The following is a 24,348-nucleotide window of genomic DNA, read 5'->3' as shown; positions in this document are numbered from 1 at the left end:
GTTTCGATTTATCGGTTGACTGCGATTGCTCCGATGGTCAATAATATATGTTTGATAAATATGACCCTAGCACAAAACAAGTGCTGGGGTGTTTTACTTCATACTGATATCAAGAGCAATTTTTGCACTATTTCATATTTCCAATATAAAAGATCTTTGATCCTCTAATTGTTCCATGATTTAACTTCTGGATTGTCTATTATCTATCTTCTCATATTTTCCATCAGATATAATTGATTATTCCCTTGATTTTAACTATAATGAGAACTGTCAGAGTCGGATTCCTGAGAGGTAGAGATGAAGTTTAAGAGATCTAAGGATAAGACGACGGGGACGGGCATCGATCTCACTAATAAGAGTGCCGTCCGAAAGCGCCTTGGTGAGCTTCGGCAGGAGCTAGCTGCATTCCGGAAGAGTGGGAACTCCCAGTTGGTCGCAGCGACTGAAGCTGCGATTGCAGAGCTGGAGGGACGTCTCCGCAATCTTTAGTTTCTGACAGACTGGATCCTCTCTTTAGAGGATCCAGTCCATGCATGTTCTATTACATTTGTAATTTAAAATAAGTCAAAACAACCTCCCTTTATATTAAAAAGGAGGGTTTTTGTATGTAGATTTCGAATAATATGTTATATTTATCTTATCCGTTCAAGTAAAGTGGAGGTCACTGTGAGCAGTCACCCGAGCCTTGGCGAAAACGTCGAGCTCTACGTAGAGGACATGGTGGACCATATCCGTCTCATGGCCAGGGCAGTGCTTCTGGCTGCCGAGACGATGAAGAGCGCTACCGAGGCTCAGGCTGTGTTCCGACTCAATCTGTGGGTCTGCGCCAGTTTCTGTCAGAAGATCATCATGAACTCCGAACCGCTCAGTGTCTGGTCGGGGGAGAGGAAGGAAGCTGCTTCCCAGCTTCAGCAGATCATCGATCTGAAGAGCGCGGACTGGTGGTCATCGGAGAGTGTGACCAGCATCACCCAGCGGGAGTACGACGGAAGTATCCAGACGCTGGAGAACACCATCGCTTGGCTCAAGGTGTCCCTCTGAGTCACAGTGGCTGGAGTAGGGTGTGATCCTGATTTTATCAGTTGATCACGCACTACTCTGCTGGAATATAATTTCATTTCTATAGATAAACACCCTTGCACAAAAGGCAATGTGCTGGGGTGTGTTTCATGTAAAAGCCAGTGTATGAATTTGCATAGAAATAAAACGAAACATTACTTATAATTAATATTGTCTATTCTAAAACTATTGTTGGAGGAAGTTTTGCACGCCGTACTTCAAGATATCTTCGATCGTCAGACTGAAATTGATATCGCTGTCAAAAGCTTCATCAGGAAAAGGAAAATTACACAAGATTCTTTTTGTGAAGAACTAAACAATGTTACAAAAGCAATCGATGCTTTTGTTTCCACGACAGAAGGACTGCTAAAAAAAAGTTCCCCAAAGCTGACGACATCACATGATCAAGTGTCGTTGGGTACTATTCGTGATCGGCTGGAAAAGATGAAAGGCCTTCATGAAGAGATTCTAAAGAATACACCAAACAAGTTTAAACATTCGGTACCGGAGATGAAACAGTACAAGATGGTTCTCAATCGGCTTATTCACTGGCTTCCAAAAGAAGATTTGAATGAGTAGTGCCCCATAGTAGATGGTGACATGAATTTTGTTGCTGTCTGCTAATAGAAAAAAACACCCCCTAGCACATAGGTGTTAGGGGGATTTTACTTAATCAGGAATCCCAAGGGCGATTTTGGCATAACGCGACATACGACTTTTATCCCAAGGTGGATCCCATACAATATCTACTTCGATTTCATTGACGCCTTCTACTTTGCGAACAGCATCTTCAACAAGACCATTGATCATACCCGCTAATGGACATCCCATTGCTGTCAAGGTCATCGTGATCTTTACATTGTTACTGTCATTGATAGCAATATCATAAACCAATCCCAAATTGACAATATCAATATTTAACTCAGGATCGTTGACTTCTTCCAGCTGTTCCATGATTTGGCTTCTGAGTTGTTCTTTATCCATCTGTCCACCTCCTATAAAATTAGATTACCACATATCGTCAACTTCTATTGCTCTGCTAATTTTATAGAATAAATGTTCGTGAAAAGGCTTGTTATCCATTTCAAAACAAGTTATGATAGAGAAGATGAAAGTGATGAATGACTTCTTACTTCCTACAACTATCTAGACAAACAAAAAATAAGTAAGAATAATGCAATGATTCTAACTTTATAACACAAAGGGAGCGGTTTATACATATGTCAGATCGTAAACAAGCATTAGAAATGGCTTTAAGACAAATAGAGAAACAATTCGGGAAAGGTTCGATTATGAAAATGGGAGATGAAACATCCCATCAAGTCGAGACCATTTCCAGTGGTGCGCTTGCTTTGGATATTGCTCTTGGAGTTGGTGGATATCCTCGTGGTCGAATTATCGAAGTATACGGACCAGAATCATCAGGTAAAACCACTGTGGCTCTACATGCTATAGCAGAAATTCAAAGGAACGGTGGACAAGCAGCATTTATCGATGCGGAGCATGCCTTAGATCCTGTATATGCGCAAAAACTAGGAGTAGATATTTCTGATTTGCTGTTATCCCAGCCAGACACTGGAGAACAAGCACTGGAGATATCTGAGGCGCTGGTACGAAGTGGTGCGATCGATATTATTGTTATTGACTCAGTAGCAGCACTTGTTCCAAAAGCAGAGATTGAAGGAGAAATGGGAGATTCCCATGTAGGTCTACAAGCAAGACTTATGTCACAAGCGTTGCGGAAGTTGTCTGGTGCTATCAATAAATCCAAAACAATTGCCATCTTCATTAACCAAATTCGTGAAAAAGTTGGCGTTATGTTTGGAAATCCAGAAACCACACCTGGTGGTCGTGCGTTGAAATTCTACTCTAGTGTCCGCTTAGAAGTTCGACGCGCAGAAGCAATCAAACAGGGGACAGATATTGCTGGGAATCGTACAAAAATTAAGGTAGTCAAAAATAAAGTAGCTCCTCCGTTCAAAGTAGCAGAAGTAGATATCATGTTTGGCGAAGGGATATCCAGAGAAGGCAGTGCGTTAGATATTGCAACCGAGTTGGAGATTGTCAATAAAAGCGGTGCTTGGTATTCTTATAACGGAGATCGCATGGGTCAAGGAAGAGAAAATGCCAAACAGTTTTTAAAAGAAAACAAAAACATTTTTGTCCAAATTGAGAATCAAATTCGTACTCACCATGAGCTGCCTATTATGCAGGTAGAACAAGAGACTGCAGCAACTGAGGAAGAAGAGAAGCCAAAACGTGGCCGCAAAGCAAAGGAGAAAGCGGAAGAAGAATCTGCTCCGCTGTTTGATCTCAAGTGATTATTTCCTCGATTGTAAGACAAAAACAGAAACGGTATGAAATCCAAGTGGATGGGGAGTCAATACTCTCTGTCCATGAGGATGTTTTAGTCAAGTATGGATTACATAAAGGTATGGAGATAGAAGCTGCTGATTTAGCGGAAATTACAGAGGCTGGGGAGCGGCACCATGTGACTCAAGCCTTTTTTCGCTATGTCAGTTATCGCCCTAGGACAATGATGGAGGCAAAGCAACATTTATTACAAAAGGGATTTGACGAGGTTTTGATTCAGTCTGTATTAGCTTCTATGAAGCAGCAAGGTTATTTGGATGATAAACAATATGCAGTTAATTGGATCAGAGAAAGACAAACAGGTAAAAAACTAGGAATTAATCGATTAAAGCAGGAACTGAAGCGCAAAGGTATTGCGTCTGATTACATAGATGAAGTGATTCAAGAAGAGCATTACCGGGAAGAGCGCCAGTTGGTGACAGAAGTCGCCGAGAGGCGCTATTCGCGTCTTTATCAAGAAGATTGGCCGACAATAGAACGCCGGCTGGGATCTTATTTATTGCGACGGGGATTTGCATCGCATCTTGTTCGTCAGGCATTGCAACATATAAGAATCAAACGAGATCAGGAGGATTAATCATGCGTCTGCTTTATTTTACAGATACGCATATTCGAGGTACGTCTCCAAGAGGGCGTACAGATGATTTCGTTGATTCGATGAAACGAAAAGTGAACGAAATCATTCAAATAGCCGAAGAAAATGAGATTGACTATGTATTGCATGGTGGCGATGTTTTTGATCGGCCAAATTTGTCACCAGCAGTAGTACGAGAGTTTGCCCAATTGTTTCGAAAGTTTTCAGCACCTGTTTTTGCTATAGCTGGTAATCATGATATATATGGTCACAATCCAGCTACAGTGGAACGTACGATGTTGGGATTATTGGAAGCTTTTGGAGTAATAACATTAATTAAACCAAATGATTTCTTAGCGTTAACAGACGGTAAACTTAAAGTCCAATTGACAGGGCAGCCTTTTCATTATGATCTAGATAAAAGAGATATTTCTAATGATTATGCCGTTACCAATCAGCTTCAAGCAGATTATTGTATACATATGGTTCATGGAATGTTGGTAGAAAAAGCCTTACCAGAAGGTGTTCCTCACACGATGATTTCTTCTCTATTAGAAGTAGAAAGTGATGCAGACATATTACTCACAGGACATTATCATGGTGGCTTTCCAATGCAAATGAAAAACAATAAATATATTATCAACCCAGGTTCAATTGCCAGGCTATCGAATCAACAATCAGAGATAAAGAGAATTCCCCAAGTAGTGTTGATTGAAATGGACGAAGAAATCAAAATTCGTTTTCAAAAGTTGCGATCTGCAGCTAAGGGGGAAGATATCTTTGATCGAACAATTCAAGAAGAATCATTATACAGACAGGAAAAATGGGTTCAATTTGCTCAAGAAGTAAGTGCTGCTGGTATTTATCAAGGAATTCAGGTAGAAGAGATTATCGAAGAGATCGCAAAACTAGATGCGTTGGATGTAAATGTAAAGAAAGAAGCACTAAGACGGATTGGAGAAGTACAAGAGTTGGAAGGAGAAAGGGAATCATGATACATTTTAAAAGATTAATCATAAAAAACTTCCAATCTCATGTACATACTGAGTTTGATTTTCATCCAGGATTGAATGTATTTGTTGGGCCGTCTGACAGCGGAAAGAGTGCTATTCTTCGTGCACTGAGATGGGTGCTCTTTAATTATCCTAGAGGAACCGAATATATACGTGTTGGTGCAAACGCTTGCGAAGTAGAATTACATTTGAGCGATAATACAATCATCAAAAGAATTCGCAACCATAGTACAATCAACCGTTATTTATTATATAAACCAGAGGAAATAGAGCCACTTATATTTGAAGGATTTGGTTCTGAGGTTCCAGCTGAAATTGTGGAAGCACATCAATTAAAACCTCTGCAGTTGGAACAAAAAAATACATATTTACAAGTGGGGAATCAGTTAGACGGTCCTTTTCTCTTATCTGACTCTAGTGGTGTAAAAGCGAAGACCATTGGTCTAGTAAGTGGTGCCCATTTAATTGACCAAGCACTAAAGAAATTGAACAGTGATCGAATTCAATTAAATTCGAGAAACAAATACATGAAGCAACAAGTGGAAAACTTGGAACAAAAATTGCTTCCTTATGAAAATATCGATCAATTAGAAGTTTTGCTTTTAAAAGCAGAGGAAAAGGCTGCTGAAGTTAGAAAAAAACAAGCATTCCTTCATCAATTGAAACAACTGGAACAAAAGTTTCGAATGAATGAGGAAGAGCAACAAGAACAACAAGCAATTATGGAACGTTACCCGCATCTAAAGGAAGCGGAATTACTCTGCAGTTCCATCGAGAATAAATTATTATATCTTCGTCAGTATCGTATTTTAGACAAACGTTACCAGATTCATAGTATAGAAAAAACAGAACAACAGGTGATCTATCAAAGAACTGCAAGACTCGCAGAAGCAGAAGAAAAGCAGTCTGTTTTGTCAGCAATACTGCAAAAGATGACCAAATATCAAAAGTTACAACAAACTTTGCAGCGAGTAGAGATAGACAAAAAGGAATATAGCAAAACGATGGAGCAAACAAATCAAATAGATGTGGCTTTGATTACAATAAACGAAACCGAAATAGCAATTCAAAAAAAAGAGATTCTAAAAAAGAAAGAACGAGAATGGGAATTTATGCAAAGCGAAAAAGTAAAGACAAATCAAAAAATTTCTCAAAATCGTGAATTACTGCGGGTACTTGGACAACATATGCCGCAAGTAGATGCAAATATGGAAAATCTCCATCAACTACACAGATATAATACAGAATTAGCAGATAAACAAGAGCGAATAAAAAGAGGATACACATGGCTAGCTGATGTGAATGATAACTTACGAAATTTAGTAATGGAGTACGGCAATCTTTTAGCAGAGCATGGCGAGTGTCCGATTTGTGGTTCAGAAATTAATGATCACTTAATTCAACATTTATTGGAAGAGATAGAAGGGGGAAGTAAATATGCAGCAGCTGGAAGAGAAGATTAAGTTTATCAAAACAAAAATTGAAGAAGCAAAAGATTTACGTAGAAGAGCGGAATTAAAATTGGAAAATCTGGAAAAACAGGAAAGAGATATATTAATGGAGTTGGAGCAACTAGGAGTGAAACCAGATCAACTAACGGAAGAAATCAATCGATTGGAGCAGGAAGTAAAAAAAGGATTACAGGATGTCGAACAACTTCTTCCAGAGGAGTTACTGGTAGATGGAGACTAGTAAGTTTGCGCAAATGGATTACAAACTAAAAAAGGCGAGACTAGAATGGGATCGACGAAAAACTACAAAAGATTTATTGGTCAAGGATTTGGAAGAATTGCAGCAGCAGATAGATACTATACAACAACAGCAAGAGCTATATGAAAAGGTACGTCTGCTTTTTCAAAAATCTGGTGAATATGCACGAAAACAAGCAAAAGCTCAATTAGAAACACTAGTGACAAATGCTCTACAATATGTGTTTGGTTCTTCTTTTCGTTTTGAGATTGATCTATCACCAGCGGATAAAAATCCAACTGCTGAGTTTTATGTAGTAACAGAATGGAATGGAGAAAGCATTCGTACAAAACCACAAGATGCACGAGGCGGGGGAGTGGTTGATATTATCTCCTTAGCACTGCGTATTGCATTTTTGGAAACTATTCGGCCACGGTTGGAAGGCCCCATTTTACTCGATGAACCAGGAAAACATGTTAGTGAAGATTATATATTACCAATGACACAGTTTTTACAGTCTGTTTATGAAACATTTGAAAGACAGATCTTGTTTGTGACGCATAATACACACCTAACAGAATCTGCTGACCAAGCGTTCTTTGTACGTCTAAAAGATGGAAAATCAGAGGTTCATCTTAGTCGTCGCCTTGACAATGGGAATTCATAACGAATACAATTGATTTGTATCTTTTTCTTTTATCCTTCTTAAGATACAACCTCAATTTGATGTGTTTTGCTTTTGGAAACAACACGGTAAAACAGATAGACCGATGCGTTCGGTCTTGTTTTTAAACTCACTCACTTGTGTGAACCAAGTAAATACTTTATGTGACGGGATAGCGTACAGCTTGGAATTCAAAAACTTGGTAAACTTAACTTTTGTTGTGTTTGAAGGGCCTTGCTTTTATTTAGAACTGCCATGTACAAAAAGGCACGAGTACTTACTAGAGAAAAAGAGTTTTTCTAGGTTTAGATTAGAAATGCTTTGATTCTGATAGTAAGAAACCTCATCAAAAATAGGATGAAGGTTGATATAAAAGAATAGGGGAGGTGAACACTACAGTGCTAGACACAGGGCATATCCTGCTGCTGTTCGCCTCGCTAATCATGGGATTTGCTGGATATTGGCTACGGAAGAGTATTGCTGAATCTCGTATTGGTAGTGCTGAGAAACAAGCTGAATTGATACTAGAAAAGGCAAAACAGGATTCAGAAGCGATGAAGAAAGAAAAGATTCTTGAATCTCGAGATGAAGTATACCAATTGCGGAGCGAAGCAGAACAGGAAATACGTGAACAGCGAAACGAACTCTCCCGGATGGAACGGAGAATCGTTCAAAAAGAAGAGACATTTGATGTAAGACAACAAAATCTGGAGAAACGTGAAAATGAACTAAATGAACGTGAGAATACCATAGCTATCCGACTTGAAGAAGTAGAGGACTTAAAGGTAGCCCAAGTAAAAGAAATGGAACGAATTTCAGGTTTGTCAACAGAAGAAGCCCGTCAAATTATTATGAAACGGGTAGAAGATGAAATGCGACATGAAACAGCACAATTAATAAAAGAAATGGAACAGGCGGCCATTGAAGAAGGCGATAAAAAAGCACGTAATATTTTATCGTTAGCAATTCAACGTTGTGCTGCTGATCACGTTGCAGAAACTACTGTCTCTGTAGTAACTTTACCAAATGATGAAATGAAAGGGCGTATTATCGGTCGAGAAGGTCGTAATATACGTACACTGGAAACACTCACTGGTATTGATCTGATTATTGATGATACACCCGAAGCAGTCATCTTATCTGGATTTGATCCAATTCGTAGAGAGGTTGCACGGGTTGCATTGGAAAAATTAGTTGCCGATGGCCGAATTCATCCAGCTAGAATTGAAGAAATGGTAGAAAAAGCTCGTCGTGATGTCGATGAAAGAATTAGAGAATATGGAGAACAGGCTACCTTTGAAACAGGTGTACATGGTTTACATCCTGATTTGATTAAGATCGTTGGTCGATTAAAATTCCGTACAAGCTATGGGCAAAATGTTTTAAAACATTCGATGGAAGTGTCTTATCTCAGTGGACTGCTTGCTGCTGAGTTAGGTGAGGACATTCATCTTGCCAAACGAGCAGGTTTGTTACACGATGTAGGAAAAGCAATTGACCATGAAATTGAAGGTTCACATGTAGAAATTGGTGTCGAGCTAGCGAAGAAATTTCATGAACATCCGGTTGTTATTAACAGTATTGCTTCTCATCATGGTGATGTGGAAGCGGAAAGTGTTATTGCTGTTTTAGTGAGAGCAGCTGATGCTTTATCAGCTGCTAGACCCGGTGCACGTCGAGAAACATTAGAGGCGTATATTCGCCGTTTAGAAAAACTAGAAGCAATATGTGAGTCTTTTGAAGGCGTTGAAAAATCATACGCTATTCAGGCGGGACGAGAATGTCGTATTATTGTACGGCCAGAGGAAGTCGATGATGCAGAGGCAACGAGATTAGCTCGAGAGATTACGAAGCAAATTGAAAATCAGCTAGATTACCCAGGACATATCAAAGTAACTGTCATTCGAGAGACTCGATCTGTAGAATATGCAAAATAAAGTGGCCTATGTGCCACTTTATTTTTTTCCATTTAACTCTTAGAAAGAAGGATACATTGCTAATGCGAATTTTAATGATTGGAGATATTGTAGGTCAAACTGGTCGAGAAACCCTCAAAACATATTTATCTTCGCTTAAAAGTACCTATCATCCAGATCTTACGATTGTAAATGGTGAAAATGCAGCTTTAAATGGAAGAGGGCTCACAAAAGAGATATACCATGAATTTCGTGCTCTTGGTGTAGATTGTGTCACGATGGGAAACCACACTTGGGGACAAGCGGAGATCTTTGATTTTATTGATGAGGAAGAAAGGCTAATTCGACCAGCTAATTATCCAGAAGGTACACCAGGAAAGGGATATACAATTCTTTCCTCATCAAAAGGAAAATTAGTCATTATTAATTTGTTAGGAAGGACATTCTCCTCTATTTCTTTGGACTGTCCTTTTCGAACAGTAGATAAAATAATAAAATCACTACCTGGAAAACCATATATTTTAGTGGACATGCATGCAGAAACGACTTCTGAAAAACAAGCTCTTGCATGGTATTTAGATGGAAGGGTATCAGCAGTGGTTGGAACGCATACACATGTACAGACAGCAGATGAAAGAATCTTACCCAAAGGTACCGGTTATTTAACCGATATAGGCATGACTGGACCATACAATGGCGTTATTGGAATGGAGGTTGAGGCAGTAGTACGGAGATTTATTACCCAGTTGCCTGTTCGATTTGAAACATCTAATGATGGGTTTGTGTTACAAGGAGTGCTGGTGGATTTTGATTCAGTAACCAAACGAACAAAAAAATTAAAACGCATTCGAATTGATAATGACACACCATGGTTAAATTGAAATACTTTTCTTTGCAATATTTCGGTTCTGTCTACTTTTTTAAGAAGGAATTTTTACACTTTAGTCGAATATGATAGGAGTGGACTTACTCCAACCATCGAGGAGGTACATTCATGGAAGTATTAAAAGTTTCAGCAAAATCGAATCCCAATTCCGTCGCAGGTGCACTTGCAGGTGTTTTGCGTGAGAGAGGTCAAGCCGAAATGCAAGCAATCGGCGCAGGTGCACTAAACCAAGCTGTTAAAGCGGTTGCAATCGCACGAGGATTTGTTGCACCAAGTGGAATTGATCTCATCTGCATCCCTGCCTTTACCGACATTGTCATCGATGGTGAAGAACGCACGGCGATAAAATTAATTGTGGAACCTCGATAATACGTCAAAACCTGTTATCTTATAGCAGGTTTTTTCCTTTTTAGAGGAAGTGATAGCATGTATTGGATTGATAATCATTGTGATGTACTCTATCAGCTTTGGAAAAGAGCGAGAGATATACCTAATGGTAACTTGCCTGAAAATATATTTTTGCTTGAAGAATCCCTTCTAGATGTCACCCTTGAAGCATTGCGAAATAGTAATGTTCTTTTACAAAACTTTGCCATTTTTGTTCCTGAAGTTGTGCCACCTTCAGAAAAATTACAGGCAGTTTTAAAGCAAATTGATTTGTTTTATGAGTTGATCGAGCCGCAAATTCCCATTGTCCGGCGTCATACAGAATTGGATGCGCTTTCACATGGTCATTTGCTTTCTGTATTATCCATTGAAGGAGCAGAAGCAATTGGTAGGGATATTTCTCTTTTACGGTCGTTTTATCGCCTTGGAGTTCGACAATTAGGATTTACTTGGAATGGTGCAAATTCACTTGCAGATGGGTGCTTAGAAGAGCGAAATGGAGGTCTTACTAATTTTGGAAAGAGATGTTTAGAAGAGATGGTGAAATTGGGGATGATTCTAGATGTTTCCCATCTCTCTGAACAAAGTTTCTGGGATGCTGTAAATATTCCTGGTTTGAAAGTTATGGCTTCTCATTCCAATTGTCAAAAGATTTGTTACCATCCTAGAAATTTAACTGATGCGCAGATCCAAGCCATCATCTCTTTAAAAGGGTTAATTGGTATTACATATGTTCCTCAATTTGTATTTCATCCTTATCAGGAGGCAGCAATGGAGCACTTATTACACCATATTGACCATATCTGCCATCTTGGTGGAGAAAACCATATTGCATTTGGTTCCGATTTTGATGGTATGGTTTATAAACTAAAAGACTTGAAAACAGCATACGATGTCCCTGTTTTTTATCAACTGTTGAAAATGTGTTACCCAGATGAAATGGTTCAAAAATGGTCCTATTGGAATGCATATCATTTTTATAAAAATTCACTAAGATAAGATTGCTTGTTGCAATTTCTAGTACACAGGAATAGAATTAGAAATGGCAATAGATAGTTTTGTACTCTACTATAATAAAAAATGAATAGTGTTTTTCAGCACATCTGGGGCAAGCTTACCAGATGATTGTTTGGCGTTGAAGTATTAAAGGAGATGAGTTCATGATTAACCAGCTTTCCTGGAAAGTAGGCGGACAGCAGGGAGAAGGAATTGATAGTGCTGGGGAAACGTTAGCCACAGTACTGAATCGGCAAGGTTACTTTCTTTTTGGATATCGTCATTTTTCTTCCCGTATTAAAGGAGGTCACTCCAACACCAAAATACGTATAAGCACAACACCAACTAGTTCCATTTCTGATGATTTAGACATTCTAGTAGCATTTGATCAAGAAACCATTGATCTGAATGCTTATGAACTAATTGATGGCGGTGTAATATTAGCTGACGCAAAATTCAATCCTACTGTTCCAGAAGGCATCAAGGCACATCTGATTGCTGTGCCCTTAACAAAGATTGCTGAAGAAGTTGGTATGGCTCAAATGAAAAACATGGTTGCTGTCGGTGCGTCGGTAGCATTACTAGGTATTTCCGTTGAATCATTCCGTGAAGTTTTGACAGATCGTTTTGCTAAAAAAGGACAACAAGTGATTGATAAAAACATGAATGCAATCACAAGAGGAATTGAATTTGTTAAAACTGAAATTTCTAGTCTTTCCATAAAAGATTTCACTTTAGCTCCATCTGATGGAAAGAAACGACTATATATGATAGGAAATGATGCGATTGCATTTGGTGCAGTTGCAGGCGGCGCGAGATTAATGGCTGCTTATCCCATTACTCCATCATCAGAAATTATGGAATATTTAATCCGTCGTCTTCCTGAGTTTGGTGGTACAGTAGTGCAAACCGAAGATGAGATAGCAGCTATTACAATGACAATTGGCTCCAATTATGGCGGGGTTCGTGCTTTAACTGCATCCGCTGGTCCTGGCCTTTCTTTAATGACAGAAGCAATTGGACTTGCAGGAATGACAGAACAACCTTGTGTAATTGTTGATACACAGCGTGGTGGTCCAAGTACAGGTCTACCTACCAAACAAGAACAAAGTGACATACTTGCTATGTTATATAGTACACATGGGGAGATTCCAAAGATTGTTATTGCCCCTAGTTCAGTAGAAGAGTGTTTCTATGACACCATTGAAGCATTTAACCTAGCAGAAGAATACCAGTGTCCAGTTATCATTGTAACAGATCTAGCCTTATCTTTAGGGAAACAAACGGTGGAACCACTTGATTATAACAAGATCGAGATTCGTCGTGGAAAACTTGTAGCAGAAGAAGAGGAATTACCAGAGTTGGAAAATTCAGAGTTATTCCCGCGCTATGAATTTACAGAAGATGGTATTTCTCGTCGTGTGCTGCCAGGTAAAAAACATGGGCTTCACCATGTGACAGGGGTAGAGCATAATGAATTAGGTCGTCCATTTGAAGGTGCTGTCAACCGTAAAAAGATGATGGATAAACGCTTATCTAAACTTCAAAACCTATCTTTTCCAAATCCAATTCATGCAGATGTACGCCACGAAGATGCAGATCTGTTGATTGTTGGACTTAATTCTACCTATGGAACGATTCAAGAGGCAATGAACCGTTTAGAAGCAGATGGTTTAAAAGTAAACCATGCTCATATCCGTCAATTGATGCCTTTCCCAAGTGAAGCAGTAAAAGAACAAATGGAGAAAGCAAAAAAAGTTATTGTCATTGAAAACAATGCAACTGGGCAACTGACCTCGCTTATCAAATTGAACGTAGGTATGGCTGAAAAATTGGTTCACGTTGGTAAATATGACGGTAACCCATTCTTGCCTATGGAAATTTATAAAGAGTGTAAGGAGCTGTTGGTTCATGGCAACGTTTAAAGAATTCCGCAACAAAGTGAAACCAAACTGGTGCCCTGGTTGTGGTGACTTCACGGTTTTAGCATCTATGCAACGTGCTTTTGCTAACTTAGGAAAAGAACCTGAAGAAGTTGCTATTGTATCAGGAATTGGTTGTTCCGGACGTATTGCAGGGTATGTTAATTCTTACGGTTTTCATGGTGTACATGGACGTTCACTACCAATTGCACAAGGTTTGAAGTTGGCAAATCGTGATCTAACTGTTATCGCTTCTGGTGGGGATGGAGATGGATTTGCTATAGGTATGGGACATACCATACATGCGATTCGTAGAAATGTAGATATCACATATATTGTTATGGATAACCAAATCTATGGTTTGACAAAAGGCCAAACTTCTCCACGTTCTGATATGGGATTCAAAACAAAAAGTACACCAAACGGTTCGATTGAAGCTGCGATCTCACCGATGGAAATGGCTTTAACGGTAGGTGCTGGTTTTGTTGCTCAGACAGTTTCCAGTGATTTAAAAGGAATGACTGCAATTATTGAAGCTGGAATTAAACACAAAGGATTTTCACTTATTAATGTTTATAGTCCTTGTGTTACGTATAATAAAATCAATACGTATGACTGGTTTAAACAAAATCTAACCAGTTTGGATGACATAGACGATTATGATCCATCCAACCGAGGTCAAGCAATGCAGACATTAATGGAACATAATGGTCTCGTAACAGGAATTATTTATCAAAATTCGGAAAGACCATCTTATGAAGAATTGATCAAAGGTTACAAAGAAGAACCCCTTGTTAAACAAGATCTAAAACTCACAGAGGAACAATTTGATCGCTTGATAAGTGAATTCGCATAAATACGTAAAGAGAGTTGGAAAACCAACTCTCTTTTTTTTTGTTAAGAATAAAGCTCATTCGACACGGTCATAGTAGGAAAGACTAATTAAATCATAATGAAATGAGGAAATAATGAATGAGTTTTAAAGGGAAGGTTGCTCTTGTCACAGGTGGAGCAAGTGGTATTGGAGAAGCAGCAATTCGTAAGTTTGCTGAAAAACAAGCAAAAGTAGTTATTGCAGATTTTTCTGATCGTGGTTCTGAATTAGAAAAAGAGTTACTTGAGCAAGGCGTGGAAGCTTTTTTTATAAAAATAGATGTAACAAATGAAGATGATGTCCAAAGGATGGTCTTCAAAACAGTTGAAAAATATGGACAAGTAGATGTTGTTTTTGCAAATGCTGGTATTGCAAATGATGGACCAATTCACCAACTTGATTTAGCTAGGTGGAAAAGAACAATTGATATTAATCTCACAGGTGTATATCTTACAGACAAATATGCTATTGAACAGATGTTAAAACAGCAAACGAAAGGAACGATTGTAAATTGCGGCTCGATCCATAGTCATGTGGGAAAAGGCAGTGTTACCAGCTATGCTGCTGCCAAAGGAGGAGTGAAGCTACTCACACAAACACTTGGTATTGATTATGCCAAAGAAGGTATTCGTGTAAATGCGATTTGTCCTGGGTATATTGACACACCACTGCTTTCAAAATTAGATGATCAAGTAAAGCAGCATCTCATTGACCTTCACCCGATGGGGAGACTAGGCAGAGCAGAAGAAGTAGCATCATCTGTATTATTTCTTGCAAGTGAAGAAGCTTCATTTATAACAGGTACGACACTTCTGGTTGATGGAGGATACACCGCACAGTAAATTTAGAGAGAATTGAAAAAGAAATAGGATGAATTGTAACTTCGTTATAAATATTCCTTTACAGGAATATTCCCGTTATGGTATATTTAATTAGAAAGAAATTGGTATAAAGGAGTTGGAAAAGATACGAAAAATTATATTTAAGAGGTGATTTCACATGTCAGGGAAGGATCCGGACATGGAGGTGACGATACTAAGTGCTTTGGCGGAAAGAAATCGGTTGAATATTATTCAGCTCTTGCGTGATGGTCCTTTGACAGTTGGGGAAATAGCTATTCGATTAGGGATACGTCAACCTCAAACCTCAAAACATCTGAAGGTGCTTAGTGAAAGTGGAATATTAGAAGTAAATGCGGACGCCAATAGGCGAATTTATAAGTTAAAACCCGAGCCGTTTATAGTCATGAATTCTTGGTTGCGATCTTTTCAGCGTGTTATGGAAGAGAGATTTGACAATTTGGATGACTATTTACAGCGATTACAAAAAAAAGAAATGGAAAAGTGAGGAGTATTTGCAATGTCTAACAATAAATTGGTTTCTAGAGTGGAAAAAGATCGGATACTCGTTTTAGAGCGTGTTTTTGACGCACCACGAGATCTTGTTTTTCAAATGTTCAAAGAAGCAGAACACCTTAAACATTGGTGGGGACCAAGAGGATGGGAGTTGACGGTTTGTCATATTGATTTTCAGCCAGACGGAGTTTGGCATTATTGTATGAAATGTGTTGATAAAAACCAAGGTGATTTTTATGGTATGGAATCGTGGGGAAAATGTGTTTATAAAGAAATTGTTGAGCCAGAAATGATCATTTATACGGATTATTTTTCTGATGAACAAGGAAATATTAATGATTCTATGCCAGCGACCATAAATAAAATGGAATTTATCGATCTGGGTGGAAAAACGCAGCTGATCAATCGAGCTGAATATGTGTCTGCTGAGGATCTTCAGTCTGTATTGGATATGGGAATGCTACCTGGAATAACTCAGACTTGGGATCGTTTAGAAGAGCATTTAAACGAATTAATATAAGGAAAAATGAAAATCAAATAAATAAAAAGCGAGGAAAGAAAATGATTCAGAAATTAGGTCAAGTGATGTTGTATGTCAACGATCAGGAAAAAGTATTAAAATTTTGGACAGAAAAAGTAGGTTTTCGCTTGGTTTCTGAGGAGAGTCAGGGAGATATGAGATGGTTTGAAGTTGCTCCAGCAGGGGCAGATACAAGCATTGTACTCCACAACAAAGAACAAATTGCAAAAATGCAACCTGAATTAAATCTCAATACACCATCACTACTGTTCTTTTCAGAGGATCTAGACAGCTTATATCAAGACTTCAAAAATAAAGAAGTCACTGTTGGAGATTTAGTAAATATGCCTTCTGGAAAAGTATTTAACTTTTCCGATGTGGAAGGGAATTATTTTGCAGTAATGGAGAGAAAATAGCTTAATGTTAAAATGCGGTGGGATTTAATGATGGACCACATCTGTCTTGTTTTCGCAGGACAGATGTGGTCCATTTGAGTATTATGTCATTTCCATTTTCACTGTAATAATTTCTCCGTCAACAGGAAATGTAAGTTCTTTTTTCTCACCAGCTGACAGAACAGCCTGAAGTTTGTTATCTGCATACACTTTGTTTCTATCTACTCGAAGACAACAAAAGGGACGATAATTTGCTGGACTAAGAAGAACAATCTGCCTATTTTTGACATCTGCATTTACCAATTCATCATCCAGTTCAATGGTAAATCGAATCTTTCCAATGATTTCCGTAGTAGACACGATGCTCCTTGTATTGGAGTTTGAATTTGACTGTTTCTTAAGAAGAATAGCATAGATTCTTCGAAATTTATAGTTATCTCTTTCGATAATCATGATTGAAATTGATGTCATATTTTACTCTAAGGGATAGTACCATTGGTTCTACCCCGATTAAATTGAAAGTAGCATAGTTTTCATCATTTCGATTGAAGAGAAAACCAGCTAATATCCCGACAGATACTAGCTGGTTTTCTGTAATGAACAAGAGCTCAATATGCTTTTGCCCAATATACCATGTGTTTTGCCTCTTTATTACAGCAAACACATTTATCTGAAAGCTGAACTTGTTCAAATGGAATGCAACGAGATGTTGCACCACTTTCCTCTTTTATCAAATCCTCACAAGCTACATCACCACACCACATAGCTTTAATAAAACAATTTTCAATATTTAAAGTATGTTTGAATTCTTCTAAATCAAAGACAGTTGATGTTTTGTTTTTAAGGTGATTTGCAGCTTTTAAATACATACTAATTTGGATATCTGATAAAATCTTTTGAATAGTACTTTCTAAATCATTTAATGCAACACTTATTTTCTCTCCAGAATCACGTCTTACTAACACTACTTGCTTCTTTTCAATATCTTTTGGTCCTACCTCTAAACGTATTGGAATTCCCTGCATCTCATATTCATTAAATTTCCATCCTGGTTGTTTATCACTTGCATCAATATCAATTCGTACCAAGTTTGAAAGTCTACTCATGATGGAATAAGCATGATCTAAAACACCTTCCTTGTGTTGAGCAATTGGAACAATCATCACTTGTGTAGGAGCCACTTTTGGAGGTAAGACTAATCCTCTATTATCACCATGAACCATAATCATTGCTCCTATTATTCGTGTTGTAAATCCCCAAGAAGTTTGTTGAACATTTTGTAGCTCTCCATCCCTGTTCAAAAAGTTAATTCCAAAAACCTTAGCAAATCCGTCACCTAAAAAGTGGGAGGTTGCTGTTTGTAGTGCTTTACCATCATGCATGAGACTCTCTGCTGTGTATGTGAATTTAGCTCCAGCAAATTTTTCTTTATTCGTTTTTTTACCTTTAATAACAGGGATAGCTAATAGATCTTCACATAATGTTGAATATACATTGAGCATTTTTTCCGTTTCATTAATAGCCTCTTCTTCCGTTTCATGACAAGTATGACCTTCTTGCCACAAAAATTCTAGTGTTCTTAGAAAAGGACGAGTTGTTTTTTCCCACCTTACGACATTTACCCATTGATTGTATAGTTTTGGTAAATCTCTATAAGAATGGATAATATTATTAAAATGTTCACCAAATAATACCTCCGAAGTAGGCCGAATACATAAACGTTCTTGCAGTTTTTCTTCACCACCATGTGTGACCCATACAACTTCAGGAGCAAATCCTTCAATATGATCTTTTTCTTTTTGCAGTAAACTTTCAGGTATTAAAAGTGGCATATAAACATTTTCATGTCCAGTTTCCTTAATTTGTTTATCTAGTTGATCTTTTATAATCTCCCAAATTTTGTATCCATATGGTCGTATTATCATACATCCTCGTACACTTGAATAATCAACAAGTTTTGCTTTCGTTACAACATCTGTATACCATTGGGCAAAATCAACTTCCATGTTAGTGATTTTTTCAACAAAATGTTTTGACATCTTTCTCCTCCTATTAATCAAAAAAGCTGAGCCTTAAGTTAGGGACCATCTCTGGTGGTACCACCCTAATTTAAAGCTCAGCTTTACACTTCATTTTAATAACGGCATATAACCGTCTGTGTTTTGTTACACAGAACTTAAAGGTAGGTTCACTTGAATGTCTTTAGGAACTTCTCAGCATGTGTTCCCTCTCTGTGAAAGTTTATTCAAATTACTAATCCTAATCAACGATGTTTTGATATTTAATTTTTGAGATAGTATATATGTAAATCAATTCAAAATCAATACTAGAGGCAACTTTATTGTAGAGGTTATTGGTAATCTTTTTGGTAATTATTTTCGGGAAAAGATAATGCTAATAAAATCAAAGACAAGTGAAGCAGTAAACGTAAAATAAAAATATACAAGTTTACTGAAGGTTCCATATGATTATTGGGTATGGCATGTTTCTACTGTTGACCAAAACATAGATCGTCAAATTCGTATTCTTTCTGAATATGATTGCAAAAAATAGTAATAGAGAAGTTTACTGGTACTATCAAAAATTGAAAAGGTCTTCATCAACTTTTTGATATATTCAGGAATGGTGATACAGTTGTAGTAGAGAGTATTTCTCGTTTAGGACGTAAAACATTGGATATCCTCAGCATTATTCAACAGTTGGAAGAGGTAGGATTTCAATTCATTTCTTTAAAGGGAAATATGGATACAAGGACCTCTACAGGTAAAGCGATGTTCCAAATGATGTGCGTAATTACTGAATTAGAAAGATATCTTATTGCTTAGAGAGTAAAAGAAGGACTCGAAGCAAGTAAAAAGCGTGGAAAAACATTAGGTAGACCCAAGCTAGACAAAGAAAAGCTCACTGTTGCACTTCGGAAGTATGACAGCAAAGAATATTCTGTTAAAGAGATTGTTTCAGTAACAAGAATATCTCAAGATTCTCTATATAGGGCAATAAATCGAATTCATGTATAATAAAAAGGAAGAATATTTCGATATCATATAAGTAAACAAGAGGAGTATATCAGTAAAAGGGAGAGAGTGATGGATAAGTAATTACAAGAAATCATAAATTGGCTCAAAATATATGATGAAAAGATATATTGTTAGCTCAAACCTACGAAAGCATGCAATCATCGACTATACATATCAGAATGAAACTCATCGTTATAAAATGACGGCTTGCCATCCATCAGCGCATCATTTGTCTTCTTTAGAAAGAGATGTTCAGATGGTTAGAGCTGGTTTAGATTTATCGAAGCTTCCGATAAAATGCAAATAATCAAGGAGTAAAACCAGCAATTGAACGATGAAGTGTAATTTACCCAATAATGGATGAGATGAACTCTTTTGATCATAACAAATGCTAATATGCATGAAAGAACTATAGAAAACAAGTTTGTTTCACAAACATAATTATTTCATGAGTCCTTGATCGCTAATTCTTTGCTGTACGCATCTAGTGGCTCGCAACCATCGCCTAACTAGACTCTATTCTTAGTGATGTTACTATTTCTGATGTTCAATAAAAAAGGAGCAAACCAATGGAATTAACGGTACTGGGATGTTATTCCCCTTTTCCAGCAGCAGAGGGAGCAACACCAGGGTATTTGATTACAACAAAGTCAGGAAAAAGGATATTACTTGATTGTGGAAGTGGTGTGTTGGCACAGCTTATTAGATATTTTCCTCCTTACGAGCTGGATATGGTAGTACTCTCACATCTGCATCATGATCATATCGCTGATTTTTTTGTGCTTCAATATGCCTTGATGGTGGCCAGAAAACAAGGTCTGAGAAAATCATCGTTGCCAGTCTATTCACCATTAACTCCAAAAGATTGGTATCGCAAATTGTCTTACCACGACCACATAGAAGTTCATGAATTAAATGAAGAAAGTACCATTCAAATAGATGAACACACAAAACTCCGCACCTATCTTACCAAACATAGTGTTCCGTGTTATGCATTGGAAATAAAGGATAATGAACATACTATTTTATATGGAGCAGATTGTGGTTACGAGACGGATTGGAATGCGATGAATAAATCTCCTGATCTATTTATTTGTGAAGCGACATATTTACAAACGAATATGCCGCATGATGCAAAACATCATTTATCCACTTATCAAGCAGCAGAAATAGCTAATAGACTCAAAGTGAAACAATTACTTGTCACACATCTGTATCCCTTCTACGATAAAAAGCAAATTTTTGATGAAGTAACTACACATTTTAATGGTAAGTGTCAAATTGCACAAATTGGCTTGCAAATCAAGCTTTAAGTATCAACTGAATTCCGATGTCGGAGTTTAGTTGATTTTGCTTTGAGTGCAGTTAACTCGGTTATCAAAATCGATTTGAATTTTCTAGTAAATAAATAATAAATACAATTACTAATAATGTACAAGAGAAAAATTTTCAAAAAAAATACAATAAAAGTAATTGTAACAGATATTTGCGGCTATTATGTAAATAGCTTTAGAGAGGAGGGCAAGAATTGAAAAGATGGTTAGATGTTTATCGATTTCGAAATTTTTTTCGTAAAATGGAGTTGGCCATAACAGAACAAGAACTACTGAAAGGACTTCTTGGGAGAAATTCAGCAGGTAATGGAATGTTTCTCATGGGTGGAAGAATGGTTCATACATTTCAAATGAAGTTTCCGATCGATATCGTCTATCTACATCAAAGTGGTGATATTATTGCAATCGAAGAAAATGTGATGCCAAATCGTTATGGTGGTTATTATGAAAAAGCATCACATGTAATAGAATTTGATTCGGGAACTATTCAAAGTTGCATGATTCAAGTTGGTGAAAAATGGTACTGGGAAAAACCAATCAGCAATAATAATAGAAATAAAGTATGATGAAATGTTATTTTATGTTATATCGCCTCTTTTGGGTAAAGAAAAAACTTCTCTAGATATGAGAAGTTTTTTCTTATGTGAAAACAGAGAAGATATTAAACTCCATGGATTACCCAAGATATCCCACTGCTTTAGCCATGCGGAGTGGTCAAGCTATTCTTATGATTGATAAAGTAGCTCCTGCGCCCGTAACGAGAACAGCTGTTCCTAATAGACCGAACAATTGAAGTGAAATGGTTGTTCCTGCTGATAATGTAACAATGGTATCTGTATTAAAACTGGAAGCGCTAACGGCTGGGGCAATTACAGATTGTGTTAAAGGTGAACCATTAACAATTAATCTTGAACCTAGTAATAAACTAGCTGTTAAATGAACGCCATAAGAAATATAGTAACTTCCTCCTTGAGCTATAGTAAATATTGTATTTGATCCATTTACTGTAATATCTGGTGATAAATTTTGTGCATCAGGAAGAGGGACGACTGTTCCTCCTAATATTACCGCAATAGATGCTCCTGAGGTATTCGCAGCAAAACCGAAGTTCGCTGTTATAGCCGTTCCAGTAGCCCCAGTAGAGCCGGTGGCTCCAGTAGTTCCCGTAGTTCCAGTAGTCCCAGTGGTTCCGGTAGTCCCAGTGGTTCCCGTAGTTCCGGTAGTCCCAGTGGTTCCGGTAGTCCCAGTGGTTCCAGTAGTTCCCGTGGTTCCAGTAGTTCCCGTGGCTCCAGTAGTTCCCGTGGCTCCAGTAGTTCCCGTGGCTCCAGTAGTTCCCGTGGCTCCAGTAGTTCCCGTGGCTCCAGTAGTTCCCGTGGCTCCAGTAGTTCCCGTGGCTCCAGTAGTTCCAGAAGCTCCAGTAGTTCCCGTGGCTCCAGTAGTTCCAGAAGCTCCAGTAGTTCCCGTGGCTCCAGTAGTTCCCGTGGCTCCAGTAGTTCCCGTGGCTCCAGTAGTTCCAGAAGCTCCAGTAGTTCCCGTGGCTCCAGTAGTTCCCGTGGCTCCAGTAGTTCCGGTAGTCCCAGTGGTTCCCGTAGTTCCGGTAGTCCCAGTGGTTCCCGTAGCTCCAGTAGTTCCCGTAGCTCCAGTAGTTCCCGTAGTTCCGGTAGGCCCAGTAGTCCCAGAAGCTCCAGTAGTTCCGGTAACGCCAGTAGTTCCAGAAGCTCCGGTAGTCCCAGAAGCTCCAGTAGTTCCCGTGGCTCCAGTAGTTCCAGAAGCTCCGGTAGTCCCAGAAGCTCCAGTAGTTCCCGTGGCTCCAGTAGTTCCCGTGGCTCCGGTAGTCCCAGAAGCTCCGGTAGTCCCAGAAGCTCCAGTAGTTCCCGTGGCTCCCGTAGTTCCAGAAGCTCCGGTAGTCCCAGAAGCTCCAGTAGTTCCAGAAGCTCCGGTAGTCCCAGAAGCTCCAGTAGTTCCCGTGGCTCCAGTAGTTCCCGTGGCTCCAGTAGTTCCCGTGGCTCCAGTAGTTCCGGTAACGCCAGTAGTTCCCGTAGTTCCAGTAGTCCCAGTGGTTCCGGTAGTCCCAGTGGTTCCCGTAGTTCCGGTAGTCCCAGTGGTTCCGGTAGTCCCAGTGGTTCCCGTAGTTCCGGTAGTCCCAGTGGTTCCGGTAGTCCCAGTGGCTCCAGTAGTTCCCGTGGCTCCAGTAGTTCCCGTGGCTCCCGTAGTTCCGGTAACGCCAGTAGTTCCCGTAGTTCCGGTAGTCCCAGTGGTTCCCGTAGTTCCGGTAGTCCCAGTGGCTCCCGTAGTTCCGGTAACGCCAGTAGTTCCCGTAGTTCCGGTAGTCCCAGTGGTTCCCGTAGTTCCGGTAGTCCCAGTGGTTCCCGTAGTTCCAGTAGTCCCAGAAGCTCCCGTAGTTCCCGTGGCTCCCGTAGTTCCCGTGGCTCCAGTAGTTCCCGTGGCTCCCGTAGTTCCCGTGGCTCCCGTAGTTCCCGTGGCTCCCGTAGTTCCAGAAGCTCCAGTAGTTCCCGTGGCTCCGGTAGTCCCAGAAGCTCCAGTAGTTCCCGTGGCTCCAGTAGTTCCCGTGGCTCCAGTAGTTCCGGTAGTCCCAGTGGTTCCCGTAACCCCGGTAGTCCCAGTGGTTCCGGTAGTCCCAGTGGTTCCAGAAGCTCCGGTAGTCCCAGAAGCTCCAGTAGTTCCCGTGGCTCCGGTAGTCCCAGAAGCTCCCGTAGTTCCCGTGGCTCCAGTAGTTCCCGTGGCTCCAGTAGTTCCCGTGGCTCCAGTAGTTCCGGTAACGCCAGTAGTTCCCGTGGCTCCAGTAGTTCCCGTGGCTCCAGTAGTTCCGGTAACGCCAGTAGTTCCCGTGGCTCCAGTAGTTCCGGTAGCTCCAGTAGTCCCGGTAGCTCCAGTAGTTCCAGAAGTCCCAGTAGCTCCAGTAGTTCCAGAAGTCCCAGTAGAGCCGGTAGCTCCAGAAGCTCCGGTAACGCCAGTGGCCCCAGTAGTTCCCGTGACCCCGGTAGAGCCGGTAGGCCCAGTAGCCCCAGTAGCCCCAGTAGCCCCAGTAGCCCCAGTTACTCCTCTAGGTCCGATTGGTCCAGTAGAGCCAGTAGGCCCTTTTGGCCCTATACAACAAGGGAATGGGATAATGGGTTGGCACGGTAGAGAATTACAATTTTCAAATGGAGCTGTACTATCATCATTTATCCATGATTCAAAGGCTGCAGCCCATTTTTTATTTATTTTTTTGTTGTTTGTTATAAAGATCAACTCTCCTCTCTTTCTACTCTAGTAAAGTATATGAAAGTGAGGGAATTAATGGGAGGGATATAAGCTGTTATCTAAGCCTTTTTTGAGGTAAGGTCTAGTTACAATGAATAGTACAAGTAGTA

The 24,348-nt window shown here is 39.3% G+C and carries 24 protein-coding genes, 2 pseudogenes and 1 other annotated feature; of the genes and pseudogenes, 22 read left to right on the top strand and 4 right to left on the bottom strand.

Annotated elements, in window-relative coordinates; all coding sequences use genetic code 11:
- The first annotated feature begins 666 nt into the window (after positions 1-666).
- Together AC5WOC_RS03845 and AC5WOC_RS03840 are read left to right on the top strand one after the other, a co-directional pair.
- Positions 667-1,041 carry a hypothetical protein gene (locus AC5WOC_RS03845; protein WP_496054047.1) on the top strand — a complete coding sequence of 125 codons (375 nt, stop codon included), beginning with the start codon at positions 667-669 and terminating at the stop codon, positions 1,039-1,041.
- Positions 1,042-1,263: 222 nt separating this feature from the next.
- Positions 1,264-1,638: a hypothetical protein gene (locus AC5WOC_RS03840; RefSeq protein WP_496054046.1), complete on the top strand. Its 375-nt coding sequence runs from the start codon at positions 1,264-1,266 to the stop codon at positions 1,636-1,638.
- Positions 1,639-1,728: 90 nt separating this feature from the next.
- On the opposite strand, the gene AC5WOC_RS03835 is transcribed toward AC5WOC_RS03840, so the two are convergent.
- A complete protein-coding gene (locus tag AC5WOC_RS03835; protein WP_496054045.1) occupies positions 1,729-2,043 on the bottom strand; it encodes a metal-sulfur cluster assembly factor in 315 nt (104 codons plus the stop codon).
- Between the two features lie 236 nt (positions 2,044-2,279).
- Between AC5WOC_RS03835 and recA the strand changes: the two genes are divergently transcribed.
- The 16 genes from recA to AC5WOC_RS03755 all read left to right on the top strand — a co-directional run bounded on the left by recA (position 2,280) and on the right by AC5WOC_RS03755 (position 16,644).
- On the top strand, positions 2,280-3,380 hold the full coding sequence (gene recA, locus AC5WOC_RS03830; RefSeq protein WP_496054044.1) for a recombinase RecA: 1,101 nt from the start codon (positions 2,280-2,282) through the stop codon (positions 3,378-3,380).
- Positions 3,377-4,009, top strand: coding sequence for a regulatory protein RecX (locus AC5WOC_RS03825; protein WP_496054043.1), 633 nt, complete (start codon positions 3,377-3,379; stop codon positions 4,007-4,009). Before recA ends, AC5WOC_RS03825 begins: the two co-directional genes overlap by 4 nt.
- Positions 4,010-4,011: 2 nt before the next feature.
- Positions 4,012-5,001, top strand: coding sequence for a metallophosphoesterase family protein (locus tag AC5WOC_RS03820; protein ID WP_496054042.1), 990 nt, complete (start codon positions 4,012-4,014; stop codon positions 4,999-5,001).
- Entirely contained in the window at positions 4,998-6,482 is a 1,485-nt protein-coding gene (locus AC5WOC_RS03815) for an AAA family ATPase (protein ID WP_496054041.1), read from the top strand. Before AC5WOC_RS03820 ends, AC5WOC_RS03815 begins: the two co-directional genes overlap by 4 nt.
- Positions 6,457-6,711, top strand: coding sequence for a hypothetical protein (locus tag AC5WOC_RS03810; RefSeq protein WP_496054040.1), 255 nt, complete (start codon positions 6,457-6,459; stop codon positions 6,709-6,711). Before AC5WOC_RS03815 ends, AC5WOC_RS03810 begins: the two co-directional genes overlap by 26 nt.
- The gene (locus tag AC5WOC_RS03805) at positions 6,701-7,375 is read left to right on the top strand and encodes an OLD family protein (RefSeq protein ID WP_496054039.1); all 675 of its coding nucleotides are present in this window, start codon (positions 6,701-6,703) and stop codon (positions 7,373-7,375) included. Before AC5WOC_RS03810 ends, AC5WOC_RS03805 begins: the two co-directional genes overlap by 11 nt.
- A gap of 440 nt (positions 7,376-7,815) precedes the next feature.
- Positions 7,816-9,309, top strand: coding sequence for a ribonuclease Y (rny, locus tag AC5WOC_RS03800; protein ID WP_496054165.1), 1,494 nt, complete (start codon positions 7,816-7,818; stop codon positions 9,307-9,309).
- 62 nt (positions 9,310-9,371) lie between these two features.
- Complete coding sequence (locus tag AC5WOC_RS03795) at positions 9,372-10,169, top strand: TIGR00282 family metallophosphoesterase (protein ID WP_496054164.1); 798 nt, start codon at positions 9,372-9,374, stop codon at positions 10,167-10,169.
- 113 nt (positions 10,170-10,282) lie between these two features.
- Positions 10,283-10,543 carry a stage V sporulation protein S gene (locus AC5WOC_RS03790; RefSeq protein WP_022737614.1) on the top strand — a complete coding sequence of 87 codons (261 nt, stop codon included), beginning with the start codon at positions 10,283-10,285 and terminating at the stop codon, positions 10,541-10,543.
- Positions 10,544-10,600: 57 nt separating this feature from the next.
- A complete protein-coding gene (locus tag AC5WOC_RS03785; RefSeq protein ID WP_496054038.1) occupies positions 10,601-11,560 on the top strand; it encodes a dipeptidase in 960 nt (319 codons plus the stop codon).
- A 161-nt stretch (positions 11,561-11,721) separates the two neighbouring features.
- On the top strand, positions 11,722-13,482 hold the full coding sequence (locus AC5WOC_RS03780) for a 2-oxoacid:acceptor oxidoreductase subunit alpha (protein WP_496054037.1): 1,761 nt from the start codon (positions 11,722-11,724) through the stop codon (positions 13,480-13,482).
- Complete coding sequence (locus tag AC5WOC_RS03775; protein ID WP_496054036.1) at positions 13,469-14,335, top strand: 2-oxoacid:ferredoxin oxidoreductase subunit beta; 867 nt, start codon at positions 13,469-13,471, stop codon at positions 14,333-14,335. Before AC5WOC_RS03780 ends, AC5WOC_RS03775 begins: the two co-directional genes overlap by 14 nt.
- A 116-nt stretch (positions 14,336-14,451) precedes the next feature.
- Positions 14,452-15,195, top strand: a complete 744-nt coding sequence (locus AC5WOC_RS03770) for an SDR family NAD(P)-dependent oxidoreductase (RefSeq protein ID WP_496054035.1) — start codon at positions 14,452-14,454, stop codon at positions 15,193-15,195.
- A gap of 157 nt (positions 15,196-15,352) precedes the next feature.
- A complete protein-coding gene (locus AC5WOC_RS03765; protein WP_496054034.1) occupies positions 15,353-15,700 on the top strand; it encodes an ArsR/SmtB family transcription factor in 348 nt (115 codons plus the stop codon).
- A 12-nt stretch (positions 15,701-15,712) separates the two neighbouring features.
- Positions 15,713-16,228, top strand: a complete 516-nt coding sequence (locus AC5WOC_RS03760; RefSeq protein WP_496054033.1) for an SRPBCC domain-containing protein — start codon at positions 15,713-15,715, stop codon at positions 16,226-16,228.
- Between the two features lie 41 nt (positions 16,229-16,269).
- On the top strand, positions 16,270-16,644 hold the full coding sequence (locus AC5WOC_RS03755) for a VOC family protein (RefSeq protein ID WP_496054032.1): 375 nt from the start codon (positions 16,270-16,272) through the stop codon (positions 16,642-16,644).
- An 81-nt stretch (positions 16,645-16,725) separates the two neighbouring features.
- On the opposite strand, the gene AC5WOC_RS03750 is transcribed toward AC5WOC_RS03755, so the two are convergent.
- Together AC5WOC_RS03750 and proS are read right to left on the bottom strand one after the other, a co-directional pair.
- Complete coding sequence (locus AC5WOC_RS03750; RefSeq protein ID WP_496054031.1) at positions 16,726-16,983, bottom strand: hypothetical protein; 258 nt, start codon at positions 16,981-16,983, stop codon at positions 16,726-16,728.
- Between the two features lie 248 nt (positions 16,984-17,231).
- Positions 17,232-18,662 carry a proline--tRNA ligase gene (gene proS, locus AC5WOC_RS03745; RefSeq protein ID WP_496054030.1) on the bottom strand — a complete coding sequence of 477 codons (1,431 nt, stop codon included), beginning with the start codon at positions 18,660-18,662 and terminating at the stop codon, positions 17,232-17,234.
- Positions 18,663-18,699: 37 nt separating this feature from the next.
- Positions 18,700-18,899: a binding site (T-box leader), on the bottom strand.
- Between the two features lie 188 nt (positions 18,900-19,087).
- Between proS and AC5WOC_RS03740 the strand changes: the two are divergent.
- The 4 genes and pseudogenes from AC5WOC_RS03740 (at position 19,088) to AC5WOC_RS03725 (ending at position 21,540) form a co-directional block, all read left to right on the top strand.
- Positions 19,088-19,640: pseudogene (locus AC5WOC_RS03740) on the top strand (recombinase family protein).
- A gap of 124 nt (positions 19,641-19,764) precedes the next feature.
- Positions 19,765-19,917 (top strand): annotated as a pseudogene (locus AC5WOC_RS03735) (phosphoribulokinase); the annotation flags it as partial.
- Between the two features lie 292 nt (positions 19,918-20,209).
- Positions 20,210-20,953 carry an MBL fold metallo-hydrolase gene (locus AC5WOC_RS03730; RefSeq protein WP_496054029.1) on the top strand — a complete coding sequence of 248 codons (744 nt, stop codon included), beginning with the start codon at positions 20,210-20,212 and terminating at the stop codon, positions 20,951-20,953.
- A gap of 215 nt (positions 20,954-21,168) precedes the next feature.
- Positions 21,169-21,540 (top strand): DUF192 domain-containing protein, encoded by a 372-nt coding sequence (locus tag AC5WOC_RS03725; protein WP_496054028.1) that lies wholly within the window; start codon positions 21,169-21,171, stop codon positions 21,538-21,540.
- A 148-nt stretch (positions 21,541-21,688) separates the two neighbouring features.
- Here AC5WOC_RS03725 and AC5WOC_RS03720 read toward each other — a convergent pair whose 3' ends face one another.
- Entirely contained in the window at positions 21,689-24,226 is a 2,538-nt protein-coding gene (locus tag AC5WOC_RS03720; RefSeq protein ID WP_496054027.1) for a BclA C-terminal domain-containing protein, read from the bottom strand.
- Positions 24,227-24,348 lie beyond the last annotated feature (122 nt).

The organism is Shimazuella sp. NTD247, from assembly GCF_059510415.1.
This window is presented reverse-complemented; position numbering and strand designations above follow the sequence as displayed.

Bases quoted from the DNA above. Each gene is read 5' to 3' on its own strand.
- AC5WOC_RS03835 (WP_496054045.1), bottom strand. From the start codon at position 2,043: ATGGATAAAGAACAACTCAGAAGCCAAATCATGGAACAGCTGGAAGAA.
- recA (WP_496054044.1), top strand. From the start codon at position 2,280: ATGTCAGATCGTAAACAAGCATTAGAAATGGCTTTAAGACAAATAGAG.
- AC5WOC_RS03820 (WP_496054042.1), top strand. From the start codon at position 4,012: ATGCGTCTGCTTTATTTTACAGATACGCATATTCGAGGTACGTCTCCA.
- AC5WOC_RS03815 (WP_496054041.1), top strand. From the start codon at position 4,998: ATGATACATTTTAAAAGATTAATCATAAAAAACTTCCAATCTCATGTA.
- AC5WOC_RS03810 (WP_496054040.1), top strand. From the start codon at position 6,457: ATGCAGCAGCTGGAAGAGAAGATTAAGTTTATCAAAACAAAAATTGAA.
- AC5WOC_RS03805 (WP_496054039.1), top strand. From the start codon at position 6,701: ATGGAGACTAGTAAGTTTGCGCAAATGGATTACAAACTAAAAAAGGCG.
- rny (WP_496054165.1), top strand. From the start codon at position 7,816: ATGGGATTTGCTGGATATTGGCTACGGAAGAGTATTGCTGAATCTCGT.
- AC5WOC_RS03795 (WP_496054164.1), top strand. From the start codon at position 9,372: ATGCGAATTTTAATGATTGGAGATATTGTAGGTCAAACTGGTCGAGAA.
- AC5WOC_RS03790 (WP_022737614.1), top strand. From the start codon at position 10,283: ATGGAAGTATTAAAAGTTTCAGCAAAATCGAATCCCAATTCCGTCGCA.
- AC5WOC_RS03785 (WP_496054038.1), top strand. From the start codon at position 10,601: ATGTATTGGATTGATAATCATTGTGATGTACTCTATCAGCTTTGGAAA.
- AC5WOC_RS03780 (WP_496054037.1), top strand. From the start codon at position 11,722: ATGATTAACCAGCTTTCCTGGAAAGTAGGCGGACAGCAGGGAGAAGGA.
- AC5WOC_RS03775 (WP_496054036.1), top strand. From the start codon at position 13,469: ATGGCAACGTTTAAAGAATTCCGCAACAAAGTGAAACCAAACTGGTGC.
- AC5WOC_RS03770 (WP_496054035.1), top strand. From the start codon at position 14,452: ATGAGTTTTAAAGGGAAGGTTGCTCTTGTCACAGGTGGAGCAAGTGGT.
- AC5WOC_RS03765 (WP_496054034.1), top strand. From the start codon at position 15,353: ATGTCAGGGAAGGATCCGGACATGGAGGTGACGATACTAAGTGCTTTG.
- AC5WOC_RS03760 (WP_496054033.1), top strand. From the start codon at position 15,713: ATGTCTAACAATAAATTGGTTTCTAGAGTGGAAAAAGATCGGATACTC.
- AC5WOC_RS03755 (WP_496054032.1), top strand. From the start codon at position 16,270: ATGATTCAGAAATTAGGTCAAGTGATGTTGTATGTCAACGATCAGGAA.
- proS (WP_496054030.1), bottom strand. From the start codon at position 18,662: ATGTCAAAACATTTTGTTGAAAAAATCACTAACATGGAAGTTGATTTT.
- AC5WOC_RS03730 (WP_496054029.1), top strand. From the start codon at position 20,210: ATGGAATTAACGGTACTGGGATGTTATTCCCCTTTTCCAGCAGCAGAG.